Consider the following 14395-nt stretch of genomic DNA (forward strand, 5'->3'; position numbering starts at 1 on the left):
TATTTTTTTGTGAATTTTGAGTGGCTTTAACTGTGTTCTGCTTCAACCTTTACAGGTTTTCCCAGGCTTTGTGATGATTTGCGTCTTTGCTAAGGACCAACATTTCGGTATCTGCTATTCGGTCTTGCAGAGACTGCTTATGTTTGTAATCAATCAGTACCAGTAAAGTGCCTAAGCCGCCGAAAGAAAAGATAATCCTGAGCAGGGCGCGACCATAACCCATTTGATTACTATTAAGACTAAATAATCGCAATCGCCATGCTCGCATGCCAATGGTTTGCCCGCCATTTTTCCAGAACCATAAGAAAAAGGCTAACACCCAAAGGCCTACCCAAATTTGTGCCAACAAATTAAATAGCAATGAGTGCTGAAAGAAGTCCATGAAATGGGTGAAGCCTTGATTGTCTATCACGCCAGTTTGAAAGGTGATAAGAAGTACTACCATAAATATAAGACCTGCACACATACCAACGGCCACAGCTACTAATAGGTCATAGATCATGGCTGCTAACCGCCGGAAAAATCCAGCACGAGGAAAGGTGTTTGACGCTTTAACCATAGTGTTCTCTTTTTTTGGGGAATATTAGCAACAAACCAGCAAGGCTTAAACATACTATGACGAATGAAAAGGCAATTAGTTAAAACCATTCTAGCATTAATCGGTTTTAACCCTTGAGCACGGTATAAACAAACTACTACTTTCGAGTAAATTCGCCAAATCGTTTTGTATTGGCGTAAAATGATTTAATCTTTAGTATCTGTTGGCAGATTGACACGAACCGAGCGCACCCTAAACAGCATGAATGATAATAAACACCAAAGCCAAGCATATAACGCTGATATCAAACTACGTGAAATCAATCGACTGAAGCAAAAAATAACCTTTGGCAACGTACCACCGTTTTACCATGCGGTCTCTACTTCCTTAGGATTAACCGAAGGTATGTTTCGTTACGGTTTTGAAAACTCACTTGATTTAGTGATTGACCAAAATAATTGGAACCCTGTCGCCCTTGGCGGGAAAGAAGAAGCCTTTGGTGCGGTTAAATTAGAACAGACTCCGAGGTTGTCGATTTATAAGGTGTTCACTCATCGAGGTTTTGAGATTCACTGTATTCCATGGTTGAAAAATCGAGAGATCGACCGTGACATGCTCAATCATCCTGATATGGAATTTAAACGCTGGATCCCCGCGAGTATGAAAGTATTGTTTCGCGTAGCTCAATTACACACTTTTATTCAATCTTATTTCGACGTGGGTGATGAGGCAGATCTTGAGCTAATAAAGTATGCTCATAATATCTCGGAAGATTTCATTGATGACTTAAGCAAAAAACTCAACGTGCAGAAGGTGCATGGTATTTCTATCAAAGGTTTTTTTGCAGTCATGGAGAAAAAGCACAAAGCTGGTGAAGACTTTTTTCTTCCCAAGGTCTATGATTTCAAAGACTGAAAATCACCGTATTCCAACTAATTATATTTTCTGTAATATTTTTACGAATTAATACTGTTTTAAAGCCATTATGTTAGCTTAACATTCTGAAGAAAACACTGCCCTGAAACCTTTGCCCATTTTCAAATATCTGGGTAGATTTTTTTTCACTTTATACATACTATGCCTACATTGATTTGCACTAGGAAGTTCTATGCCGGAAACATTAAATAGCGCATATACAGAGTCTGTAATCGCGTTAGTTAATTCTATAGATGATAAAAAGGTTAATTCTGGTTCACTTTACTCAGATGCAAAAGCGTTTTTCTCTACTTATGAACAAGAAAAAAAAGAATTTGTTAGACTGAAAACACAAATCGATTTATTGGAGCAAGAGATAGCTTCAGGAAAACCGAGCAAAGAAGCTCAAAATCGATTGTTTGCACTGACTAAGAAACGTGATCGTTTAATCGATCAACAAGACGCTGCCCGACACAAGAGAATGGATCGTGTGTCCACGGTTTGCCTTCAGTTGCTTAGTTTAAGCGAGGGCAAAAACCACAGTGAAACCTTATTAAGAAGTGCCAAATTTCTCGGTACATTGTTGCTGCTTTCATCAGGGGAAGGCAAACAATTAGCCGAGCATCATCAACAGCTCAAACACGCTTATAAAGCGGTATTGAGTCTGCGCTTTCTTGAAGAGTTAATGTACAAAGGAAATATCCGTCACAAGTTCATCTTAACCTATTGGGATGCCGAACAGCGCTTTTTATTGGAAGACTTTGTGTCTGCTGATTTTAATCAAGCGGTGGTACTACCGATTCTGCTCACTACACTTTTTCAAGATATAGGCATGCAACACCCAGAAGTGGTTTCGTTGTTGATGCGTGATGGTAACAAGGATCCATTTCGTATTTTGGATATAGATGAACGTAGTGAAATGTTACGGCTGAATTATCGTTATACCTTGTTGTATCTTACCGAAGGACTAGGCGGGCAAAATTACAAAGGTAATTCTAAGGCTGATCGCGACGACTTTGTGGCCGTTGAGAAGGAAAGGTTGAGATTTCAAAAGTCACTGTTAAATGATGCTAATACAGCTAAAAAAGACATTGGCGATATTATCAAAGTACCACAAATTTATACCTCTATAGTGCTTTCTACTAAACCTGGATATAAGCGCCATGATTTGCCAAAAGCTGCCGTATTAGTTGAGCAACTAGCGCACAAAAATAATATAAATCAAAAGTTAGCTGACGCCTTTGTGGGCTTGGTAGGCTATTTCCCGCAAGGTTATGGCGTGTGCTATTTACCCACTGGATTAGTCGGTAATAAAAGTTATGAATATGCAGTGGTCAATCAATTAAAACCCATCAACAAGTATGAACCGAATTGTCGTATCGTTTCTAAGAATCAAATTTTTATTTCTGGCGGCAGTAATGTCCAAGCAGCTAAGCATCAAAATTTGCACTTTGGTGAAACCCGTAAGAAGTTAGCTCCGATTACACAAGAAAGGTTAACCGAGATAATGGGAAGCCTAGCCCATGAGTATGATGTAGATAAAGCGGACCGGCCGGTGCCATCAATGTGGGAACCCCATGATTTTTTCACAAATAAAGGCATTCAAAACCTCTGGCCCCGTGTTGAGTAAACCTATAACAGGATGGTAACAATGGCCGTTGAATTTAATTGACCTAAAAGGCCTAAAAAATAACCATTCAGACGAATATTCTAAACAAAAGGCTTGCAAGCTTTAACGGCATCGCTATAATGCCAGCCACTCGTTAGCACAGCGAGTTACCAAACTGATTTAATCGAAAGATTAAATCACACTATGCCAGAGTGGCGGAATTGGTAGACGCAGCGGATTCAAAATCCGCCGCCAGTAATGGTGTGCCGGTTCAAGTCCGGCCTCTGGTACCAAACTTAACCTGCTTTTTAGCGGGTTTTGTTGTATCTGGACCTTAGTAAATTTGACATGCCGGACTATTGTTGAATTCGTTTCTTCGCAAGAGCCGATCACAAAACTCAGGTTGAACCCATCCATGGTGGCTCACCCAGCCCTAACCTCCCTGTTCGGTCGTTCGGTTGGGCGCTGCTGCGCAGCTAACGAATCCAGCCTTACCCTCTGGTACCAAACTTAACTTGCTTTTTAGCGGGTTTTGTTGTATCTGGACCTTAGTAAATTTGACATGCCGGACTATTGTTGAATTAGTTTCTTCGCAAGAGCCGATCACAAAACTCAGATTGAACCCATCCATGGTGACTCACCCAGCCACGCCATCCATGGCGTGTCGTTCAATCGGGTGGAACTTCGTTCCTACAGAGACCTCATTCACCCATGTGCTGCGGTCCTATCGGCTGGATAGGTGCACTGGGAAGCCAGGTTTTACCCCGTTAGCAACGCAGCAGGGAAACATTTCGGCACTAGCAGAGTACAGTGTCGCTAGTGAAAACCGTTAGCTCGATAAACCAAATACAGAATGAAATTTGTGAATTTTAATGGTCTGTGTGAACCACTATCCCCACTAACTAATTCACTTAGGGTGTACTAGACTAATTGTGCAGTATTGTTAAATCCTGTCTTCATCGATATTTGCTATTTAGCTTCATTGATAACCAAGTAGAGAAATCGTTTGCCTATATAAAACCTATTAAAAACAAACTCGTATGGTTTTACATGCATTTAATGTTAATTATTTATGGTAAACGTTTACCTTGGTATGTTATAAAGTTGTTATTCAAGGTTGATTGCCTGTTATTCAAGGTTTTCACCTCGCAGCGAAGTTTCACCTAAATCATAATAAAATTAACACTAGATGCTTACCTAAAAGGGGTAAATAATGAAAACACATTTCAAACTGAGTCTGACTGCATTGGCCATTGCTCAGTGCTTAAATTTTTCTGTTGCTCAGGCACAAGAGACAAATAGTACCGCTGATAGTGATACAGCAGAGCCTGCCACTGAGGTGATTGAAGTACGCGGATTTGGTTCGACCCTGAAGCAATCTTTATTTGAAAAACGTAACGCGCCACAGGTTGTAGAAATTATTTCTACCGACGATTTAGGCAGCTTACCTGATGTGACCATAACCGATGCATTAGCCAGATTACCTGGTATCACGGCTGACAGAGATAGAGGTAACGCCAGTCGTATCTCGATTCGCGGCATGGGCCCACGTCTAAATATGGCGACTATGAATGGGCGCGAAATTGTATCTGGTGAGCCTAGCCGTGATGTGCGTTACGAGCAATTTCCAGCAGAATTGGTTAGCAGCGTGCAAGTTTATAAAAGTCCTATGGCCAGTAACATTGAAGGCGGTATTTCCGGCTTAGTGAATTTGGACTTCGTTGACCCACTGAGCAAAGATGAGCCCGTTTTTACCGTAAGTGGCAACCTTATGCGTTATGAATTGGGTGATGATTTACCGGATGGCCAATCAACCGGTAAAAAATTCAGTGTAAGTTATGTTGATAAAATTGGAGCTAACTTTGGTTATGCATTTGGTATTGCTTACCAAGATCAGCCTTCGTTGCAACGGGGCATAGAATCATGGGATTACAATAACGCACCAGAAAATCAGGGCGACATTAACCAAAATGGCATTACCGAAGCCGCTCCATGGGGTGGTCAAGCGGATACCAAAATTGGTAACAATGAACGCCTAGGCGCAATGACTATCCTAGAGTGGCAGGCAACTGATGCCCTCACCCTTAAATATGATCTGTTTTACTCTAAATTCAAAATTAAAGAACGTGAAGACCAATATTACTTCACTAACTGGGGTAATTGGCAGGGTGGACAAGATTGGAATTACCAAAATTCAGCCAGCTCAGCCAATATCATTACTAAAGCGGATGGTACTGAACAGGTAATCGGTGGCGGTTTGGCTTTCGGTTCACACGAAGTGCACAACGCCACTTGGTTTCAAGAAAATGAATTGATCAGCACAGGGTTAAACGCCGAGTACATTACTGATGATTGGACCATTAAAGCTGACGTAGGATATTCAGAAGCGAGTATCGACTCCGTATGGGTAGACATTCGTTCTAACTACAATGGCCCGGCGTATGACTTAGGCTGGAGTGCAGCCGAGAATGATCGTATGGCCATTGAGATTCAACCAAATCCAGACCAAGGTTTAACCTACACGGATATTGGCAACCCTGAGAACTATAGTATCGACGGTGTCGAAACCTGGGTTGAAACCTCTCCTGGTGTGTGGGAAGCCTTCTATTACGGTATGTTTGCTGATGATGATCGCGACTTGACCGACGAAATGGTGAGCGCGCAGCTAGATTTTTCTCGTGATATTGACATCAACGATATTCAGAGTATTGAATTTGGTGCCCGTTACAGTGATCGTGACAAGCAAAACCGAGTATATGATTGGCAAAAATCAGTTATTGCTGACAATGGTTTAACCGACTACGGCATGCAATATGAAATCGGTGGCGATGTGACCGCCCCAATGCTGTATACCTTCAAAGATTGGGACCTGGTCGCAGATAAAGTATTTGGTGGCTTAGGGACTGCGGATTATGACAACCAATCTGCGGACGACAAATTAGCTTCATGGGAGCTGAGTGAAACTACCTATAACCTATATGCTCAAGCTAACCTCAGAGGCACCATTGGTGGTCTGGATTATACTGGTAATATTGGGGTCAGATACGTAAAAACTGAATCTCAGTCTAGTGGTACACAACAAATTGCTGGCGTATTAAGCCCCGTCACTGTTGACCATGATTACAGTGAAATCTTACCTTCATTAAATGTAATCGTGACCTTAAATGAAGATTCACAATTACGCTTTGGATTAGCGAGAACCATGTCCCGTCCGCCGTTAATTGAAATGCGTACTGGCTTCGCGATTAATGAAACAGTTGAACCTAATACCGCTTCTGGTGGTAACCCTACGCTGAATCCTTTCGTGGCCAATCAAGCTGATTTAGGCTATGAATATTACTTTGGCGATGACGGTGCCGTGACGGTTTCGTTGTTCTATAAGGATTTAAAAAATCACATAGGGAATGCTCAGGAAAACCTAAACTTTAATGGCGTGGATTACGAATTTACCGGGCCTGTTAACGGTGACGGTGGCAAAATCAAAGGTTTCGAAGTGTTATTTCAGCAAGCCTTTACCGATTTACCTGCACCATTTGATGGTTTAGGAGTGTACGCCAACTACTCTTACACAGATTCTGATGTGCAAGAATTCATCCCACAAAATAATCCTTATACCTTAGGCGGCTTGTCGCAAGATGTGGCCAACTTTACCTTGTGGTATTACAAGCAAGGGTTTGAAGCGCGGGTGTCCTATGACTATCGCAGCGAATATACGTCTATTAACAGCTGGAACCCCAGCCGTATAGCCCTGCAAGATGAACAAGCCACAGTCGATGCCAGTATTTCATATGAAGTAAATGAGCATCTAAAACTAACCTTACAAGGCCAAAACCTGACTGATGAAGCCTCAGTTAGCTATTGGGATAATGATCGTACTCGTCCAGCAGATTATGTGGAATGGGGACGTCGTTTCTTGGTTGGATTTCAATATTCGATGTAATGCGTGATGGCCATCATCTAGTAATAAAATAAAAGCTCCGGCCAGTTTTTTTAGCCGGAATTTTATTGCTTAGTCAATCTCATATCTCGGTCTCTTGGACCCCGCTAGTTATCTTTAGAGGACAGTATTCCGTGCGTAAAGCCATAATATTATCTGCTCATTTGTTGTGTCTGCTGGTTTTAACTGCCTGTCAGAATGACAACCCGAGTGCGCACCACGACACAGGTGTGCAAGCGTCGATTACCAGTGAAACTCCGGTAAGTCAGACGTTAAATTTCAACAAAGACTGGTTATTTAAAAAGTCTCAAACAGAGCAATCTGCAGGCAAAATATCTGCTGCTTGGCAGACGGTAGATTTACCCCATACTCCCCGATTAGAGCCGCAAATAGTCAACCACCAATGGCAAGGATTTGCTTGGTATCAAAAAACTTTTCAAGTCCCTGAATCTTGGTTAGACAAAGCGGTGCTGATACGTTTTGAAGGGGCGATGAATGTGGCTGATATTTGGTTAAATGGTGAAAAGGTTGGTGGGCATATTGGCGGCTATTTACCGTTCACCTTAGATCTTAGCCCTTACTTGAAAAGCGGTGACAACCAGATCCAAGTTCGTTTGGATAACCGTGACAACGAAATCACCGGTCCGAAGCCTTTACATTTGCTCGATTTTAACACCTACGGTGGGTTGTATCGCGACGTCAATTTGTTGATCAAAGATAAACTAATGATCACCGATGAGATGTTAGCCAACGAAGTTGCTGGCGGCGGAATATTTGTGACCTTCCCCAAAGTCAGTGAGTCCAGCTCAGTATTAGTTGTAAAAACTCAGTTACAAAATCGCTACGCCGCAGCAAAGTCGGTGCGTGTCGAACAGACCTTATTGTGGCAATCCACGCCAGTAGCCAACAATGTTCAGCGCACACAACTGCTTGAGAACCAGTCTTTGCACGTGGAGCAGCGAATCGAAGCTAAACAGGTAAAACTATGGAGTCCCAAAACACCAAATCTTTATAGTTTGCAGACTAAAGTATTTGACGGTGAGCGATTGGTAGAACAGCAGTCGCGCAAAATTGGTTTTCGTGAATTTACCTTTAATCAGCAACATGAATTGCTGATTAATGGCGAGAAAACCTTTCTGCGCGGTGTCAATCGCCATCAGGATTATCCTCATGTTGGTTACGCAACCTCAGCTCAGGCGGATTATCGTGATGCGGTTAAAATAAAGGCTGCTGGATTTGATTATGTACGACTGTCCCATTATCCACATTCTACAGCCTTTATGCAGGCAGCTGATGAGCTTGGCTTGGTGTTAATTGATGCCGTTTTAGGCTGGCAATATTACAACCCTGATCCGGCATTTGAGGCACATATAATTCAATCCTGTGCCGACTTGATTCGGCGTGACCGTAATCATGCCAGCGTATTGGGTTGGGAATGCTCCCTGAACGAATCAGATATGCCTGATGACTTTATCGCTCGTCTGGATGACACCGTGCATAAAGAGTTCCCAGGAGCCTATTCTGCGGGCTGGGAAAAAGGCTATGACATATATTTGCAGGCCCGCCAGCATAGACTGCAACACTACGAAACTCCGAATCAACCTTATGTTGTGTCTGAATATGGTGATTGGGAATACTATGCGCAAAATGCCGGTTTGAATCAGGACAATTGGGGCGATTTAAAAGACGAAGAACGCACTAGCCGTCAATTGCTTAACAGCGGTGAAAAACGTTTGTTGCAACAGTCAATGAACCTGCAAGAAGCCCACGATGACAATCACACCGTACCTGCCTTCGCCGATGGGTATTGGGTGATGTTTGATTACAACCGTGGCTATGCTGATGACATCGAATCTTCGGGCATTGCCAGCTTGTATCGTCAACCTAAATACAGCTACTACTTTTTTGCCAGTCAACGTGATGCAGATGAAGTCAGCGATGCTTATGCCAGTGGTCCTATGGTACACATCGCCAGTGAATGGACTAAAAATTCGGCGACTAAAATACGTGTTTTTAGTAACGCACAACAGGTGGCGTTATATTTAAACGATGAGTTAGTTGAACAAAAGTCAGCTAGTCGGGATAAATATTCTCAGCATCTTGCCCATCCGCCAATTCATTTTGATGTCGCTGAATTTCGTCCTGGTACACTCCGCGCGGATGCAATTATAGATGGCAAAGTGGTTGCCAGCCATACAGTAGCAACGCCAGGAGAGGCGACTCAACTAGCATTACGCTTGGACGTCAGTGGTGTCAAACCGGTAGCTGGCAGTAAAGATCTGGTGTTTGTATATGCCGATCTGCTTGATAGCAACGGAAATAAAGTACCAGCCAACGATGTGGCCCTTGAGGTCGCGCTAAGCGGTGATATCCAGTTACTTAATCAAGAAGCCATACTGACATCTCAAGGACAGGGCGCTTTGCTGATCCGTATAGGCGACAGTTTGGCGGGGGCCAGCATCACAGTGTCTGGCATTGGATTGACTTCTGCTAGCTTAAACCTGGCGCAATAGGGAGAAATCTGGTGAATATTTTGGTTACCGGCGGTGCCGGTTACATTGGTACTCACACCTGTGTTGCCCTGCTAAAAGCCGGCCATCAGGTGGTAGTAGTTGATGACTTTAGTAACAGTTGTCCGGAAGCAATGCAGCGAGTGGAAACCATTTGCCAGCAAAGCATTCCGTTCTACCAAGGGGATGTGGGCGACAAAGCGTTGTTAGAAAAAATCTTCAGTGAAAATCATTTTGATGGCGTAATCCACTTTGCTGGGGCGAAAGCCGTTGGTGAGTCTGTAGCCAAACCGCTTTACTACTACCGTAATAATGTGACTGCCAGTCAGACGTTGCTCGAAGTTATGGCTACCTTTGATGTTAGTTCGTTGGTATTTAGCTCTTCTGCTACTGTATATGGCGACCCTCACGCAGTCCCTATCTTGGAAGACTTTCCGTTGGCACCTACCAACCCTTATGGGCGCAGTAAGCTGATGGTTGAGCAGATCATGCAGGATCAGGCGCAGGCTGATAAACGCTTCAATGGTATTATTTTGCGCTATTTCAACCCAGTAGGAGCCCACGAAAGTGGCTTAATTGGCGAAGACCCCAACGGTATTCCAAATAATCTGATGCCATTTATCTCTCAGGTGGCAGTCGGTAAACGGGCTCAATTGACTATTTTTGGCAATGACTACCCAACCCGAGACGGAACCGGTGTGCGAGATTACATCCATGTTTGTGATCTGGCCGAGGGCCATGTTCAGGCACTGGAAAAATTGCATGATCAACAAGGTTGTCACGTATTAAATCTAGGTACGGGTAATGGTGTCTCAGTGTTGGAAATGGTCGCGGCCTACGCCGATGCCAGCCATCAGCCCATCCCTTATGTTTTTGCTGAGCGTCGGCCAGGCGATGTGGCCCAATGTTACGCGGATGCCAGTCAGGCTAAGCAAATATTGGGTTGGCAGGCTACTCGCGGGTTGCCAGAAATGGTAGCGGATAGCTGGCATTGGCAGTCGGGTAATCCTAATGGTTAGCGTAATCAATCAAATTCTTAATTTTTAAAGGTTTTCTATGTCTGAATTCGATGTTACAGAACATCCTCATCGTCGCTTTAATCTCCTGACAGGGGAATGGGTGTTAGTGTCTCCACACCGCGCCAAACGCCCATGGCAAGGACAGGTAGAAGATGCTGGCGAAGATAATACACCGAGTTATGATCCGAGCTGTTTTTTGTGCCCGACAAATACTCGTATCAGTGGAGATGTGAATCCGGACTATGATTCTCCATTTGTGTTCACCAATGACTTTGCCGCTTTGCATCAACAAACACCCGATGCTCAGCGAGATGATGAAGGTCTATTTGTGCTATCGTCAGTGGAAGGCACTAGCCGCGTGATCTGCTATTCACCTAATCATAGTTTAACTATGCCGGAGCTGAGCCAGCCGCAGATCCAAGGAATAATCCAAACTTGGATTGCCCAATACCAGGATCTTTCAACAACCTACCAGTGGGTTCAAGTTTTTGAGAATAAAGGGGCGATTAATGGTTGCTCGAACCCTCACCCCCATGGACAAATTTGGGCCAGTTCTAGTGTGCCTACTTTGCCAGCACGAGCTGATAAAGCGCAAGCGGAGTACTTACAGCATCACGACAAAAATTTGCTATTAACCTATGCTCAGCGCGAGATGGCTGATGGTGAGCGTACTGTAGTGGAAAACGCGGATTGGATTGTAGTGGTTCCTTACTGGGCTTCTTGGCCTTTTGAAACCCTAGTGCTGCCAAAGTTTGCGGTTACACGGATGGAGGAACTTAGTGACAGCCAACAGCTTTCGTTGGCAGATATCATGCAGCAAATCACCATTCGCTATGACAATTTATTCCAATGCGCTTTTCCCTATTCAATGGGCTGGCACAGTGCACCCTATACAAGCCAATATGAAGCGCTAGAAGGGCGTCAACACTGGCAGTTACATTGTCACTTTTATCCGCCGTTATTGCGTTCAGCCACGATCAAAAAATTTATGGTGGGCTATGAAATGATGGCTGAAACTCAGCGCGACATGACGCCGGAACAAGCTGCTGAACGTTTGCGTCAGCAAGCGTCGATTCATTATAAAACCGCTAACACTAACAACTAAGCAAGGGTTGTCATGAGCTTAACAATCGAACAATTAAAACATGCTTTTGAACAGCAATTTGGTCAGGCCCCGGAGTATCATTTTCGTGCCCCTGGACGAGTCAACCTGATTGGAGAACATACCGACTACAATGATGGTTTTGTATTGCCTTGCGCTATCGATTTTGAAACCCATGTGGTTGCACAGCCCAACGGCAGTAATAAAATACGGGTGTTGGCTGCGGATTACACGTACCAGCTTGATTGTATTGACCTTGAGCAGGAAATTGCTCACCACCAGGAATTTCAGTGGGCTAATTATGTGCGCGGCGTGGCTAAAAGCCTGCAATCGCGGGAAGTTGAATTGCTGGGGTGTGATTTAGCCATCAGCGGTAATGTACCTCGTGGCGCAGGACTAAGCTCCTCAGCCGCCCTTGAAGTGGCGCTGGGGTTGGCATTTAGTACCTTAAGTAAGCACTACTTATCTAAATCCGAAATCGCTCTGAATGGCCAACAAGCAGAAAACGAGTTTGTCGGCTGTAATAGCGGCATTATGGATCAGTTGATTTCAGCCCAAGGACAACAAGGTAACGCGTTGTTGATTGATTGCCGTTCACTGTCCTGTAAACCAGTGGAAATGCCTGAGTCGCTATCAGTAGTGATCATCAACTCCAATGTCAAACGAGGCCTGGTAGATAGTGAATACAATATGCGTCGCATGCAGTGTGAAACCGGCGCAGATTTATGTAACGTTTCGTCATTGCGGGATTTAAGCGAAGCGCAGTTCGCCACTTTTGAGGATCAACTTGACCCTGTTACGGCCAAGCGCGTGCGACATGTGGTGACTGAAAATGCCCGTACCCAAGCCGCCGCTATTGCTTTGCAGAACGCTGATGTGCAGACCCTCAGTGCATTGATGGCAGCGTCTCACGTGTCAATGCGGGATGATTTTGAGATCACGGTCCCGCAGATAGATTATTTGGTTGAATTAGTCGCTGCAATTATTACTGATAGCGGTGGAGTTCGTATGACCGGCGGCGGTTTTGGCGGCTGTGTCGTTGCCCTAGTACCCCATAAAAAAGTTGCGGAAGTGAAGGCGTCTATTGCGACTCACTACCCAGCAAAAACCGGTTTGATAGCCGATGTATTTGTATGCCGGCCTTCCGCCGGTGCTGAAATTGTGGTTCAGCCATAAGCGCCTGGCCAAAGGAGTAAAGTATGTTGTTAGCCCCATTAGATTTAGCTGTATTAGCCATTTATGTCATCGCTTTGATGAGCATTGCATGGTGGGTTTCACGGGAAAAAGCAGGTCACGAAAAAGATACCAATGACTATTTCCTAGCGGGTAGTAGCCTACCTTGGTGGGCAATTGGAGCCTCGCTGGTGGCTTCTAATATCTCTGCCGAGCAGATAATAGGCATGTCAGGTTCCGGCTATGCGATTGGACTGGCCATTGCGTCCTATGAGTGGATGGCGGCTATAACCCTTATTATTGTGGGTGCCTGGTTACTACCAATCTTTTTAAAGCGCAAAATTTATACTATGCCGCAGTTCTTGCAGCAACGTTATGATAGTAGAGTTCGCCTGACTATGGCGCTGTTCTGGTTGTCTGTGTATGTTTTTGTCAACTTAACCGCAGTACTTTGGCTAGGTGCACTGGCCATCAACACGCTAACAGGGTTAGATTTAACTGCTTCTTTGGTAGTGCTTGCCACACTTTCGTTGGCTTACTCTCTTTATGGTGGTCTAAAGGCCGTTGCTCTTACCGATATTATTCAGGTGGTACTGTTAGTAGCGGGGGGATTATTCTTATCTTATGCCTCGCTAGATTTGCTCGGAAATGGCAACGGTATGTTTGCCGGTTTGGACCGATTGACGTCTGAGTTGCCGGAAAAATTCAATATGATCCTTACCCCAGAAAATGAGCATTATATGAGCTTACCAGGAATATCGGTATTGCTCGGTGGTCTGTGGGTAATTAACCTATCTTACTGGGGCTTTAATCAATATATTATTCAGCGGGCCCTCGCGGCCAAAGATTTAAAAGAGGCACGTAAAGGTATTGCTTTTGCCGCATTTCTTAAACTGTTGATGCCGGTTCTTGTGGTGTTGCCAGGGATTGCTGCTGTATTACTGCTTCCCCCTCTGGATCGACCCGATCAAGCTTACCCGCAATTGATGGGCCTGATGCCTGTCGGCTTAAAAGGTTTGATTTTCGCCGCCTTGGTTGCCGCTATCTTGTCGAGTTTAGCTTCGATGACTAATAGTATTTCTACTATATTCACTATGGACTTATACGCTCATGCCCGGCCTAACAAGTCTCAACATCATTACGTAAAAGTGGGTCGGATCACTAGCGTCTCTGCATTGGTAATAGCGCTTGTTACGGCGCAGCCATTGCTGGGAGATTCTGAACAAGCCTTCCAGTTTATTCAGGAATTTACTGGCTTCTTCACACCCGGGATCGTAGTGTTATTTTTATTGGGCATGTTCTGGAAAAAAGCTACCGCTAATGGCGCACTTATCGCTGCAGTTGGCTCTGCAGTTTTGTCTTTGGCGGCAAAAATGTGGTTACCCGAAGTACCCTTCATGGACCGCGTAGGCTACGTATTTCTATCTTGTCTGGCATTGGCAGTTGTGGTGTCCCTATTGGAAAGTAAAGGGAAAGATCACGCCAATGCTATCTCTTTGGATGACATAGATTTCAGCACAGATGGAAGTTATCGACTTAGCGCGGTGATAGTGATTGTGATCCTTATTTGTTTATATTCAGCATGGTGGTAA

General features: G+C 44.3%; 9 protein-coding genes and 1 tRNA gene. 9 read left to right on the forward strand and 1 reads right to left on the reverse strand.

Going from position 1 to position 14395, the window contains the following annotated elements:
- Nucleotides 1-49 precede the first annotated feature (49 nt).
- Nucleotides 50-559 carry an RDD family protein gene (locus QR722_RS03330; protein WP_286285333.1) on the reverse strand — a complete coding sequence of 170 codons (510 nt, stop codon included), beginning with the start codon at nt 557-559 and terminating at the stop codon, nt 50-52.
- Between the two features lie 240 nt (nt 560-799).
- On the opposite strand from QR722_RS03330, the gene QR722_RS03335 reads away from it, so the two are divergent.
- The 9 genes from QR722_RS03335 (at nt 800) to QR722_RS03375 (ending at nt 14395) form a co-directional block, all read left to right on the forward strand.
- Nucleotides 800-1453 carry a hypothetical protein gene (locus tag QR722_RS03335; protein ID WP_286285334.1) on the forward strand — a complete coding sequence of 218 codons (654 nt, stop codon included), beginning with the start codon at nt 800-802 and terminating at the stop codon, nt 1451-1453.
- A gap of 193 nt (nt 1454-1646) precedes the next feature.
- Nucleotides 1647-3083, forward strand: a complete 1437-nt coding sequence (locus tag QR722_RS03340) for a hypothetical protein (protein WP_286285335.1) — start codon at nt 1647-1649, stop codon at nt 3081-3083.
- 185 nt (nt 3084-3268) lie between these two features.
- Nucleotides 3269-3355, forward strand: a tRNA-Leu gene (locus QR722_RS03345).
- Nucleotides 3356-4275: 920 nt separating this feature from the next.
- Nucleotides 4276-7002, forward strand: coding sequence for a TonB-dependent receptor (locus QR722_RS03350; protein WP_286285336.1), 2727 nt, complete (start codon nt 4276-4278; stop codon nt 7000-7002).
- A gap of 131 nt (nt 7003-7133) precedes the next feature.
- Entirely contained in the window at nt 7134-9512 is a 2379-nt protein-coding gene (locus tag QR722_RS03355; protein WP_286285337.1) for a glycoside hydrolase family 2 protein, read from the forward strand.
- 11 nt (nt 9513-9523) lie between these two features.
- Complete coding sequence (galE, locus tag QR722_RS03360) at nt 9524-10528, forward strand: UDP-glucose 4-epimerase GalE (protein WP_286285338.1); 1005 nt, start codon at nt 9524-9526, stop codon at nt 10526-10528.
- A gap of 37 nt (nt 10529-10565) precedes the next feature.
- Nucleotides 10566-11633 carry a UDP-glucose--hexose-1-phosphate uridylyltransferase gene (locus tag QR722_RS03365; RefSeq protein ID WP_286285339.1) on the forward strand — a complete coding sequence of 356 codons (1068 nt, stop codon included), beginning with the start codon at nt 10566-10568 and terminating at the stop codon, nt 11631-11633.
- A gap of 12 nt (nt 11634-11645) precedes the next feature.
- Nucleotides 11646-12806, forward strand: a complete 1161-nt coding sequence (galK, locus tag QR722_RS03370; protein WP_286285340.1) for a galactokinase — start codon at nt 11646-11648, stop codon at nt 12804-12806.
- 23 nt (nt 12807-12829) lie between these two features.
- Nucleotides 12830-14395 (forward strand): sodium/sugar symporter, encoded by a 1566-nt coding sequence (locus QR722_RS03375; RefSeq protein WP_286285341.1) that lies wholly within the window; start codon nt 12830-12832, stop codon nt 14393-14395.

Source organism: Aliiglaciecola sp. LCG003 (genome assembly GCF_030316135.1).
Classification (GTDB): Bacteria; Pseudomonadota; Gammaproteobacteria; order Enterobacterales; family Alteromonadaceae; genus Aliiglaciecola.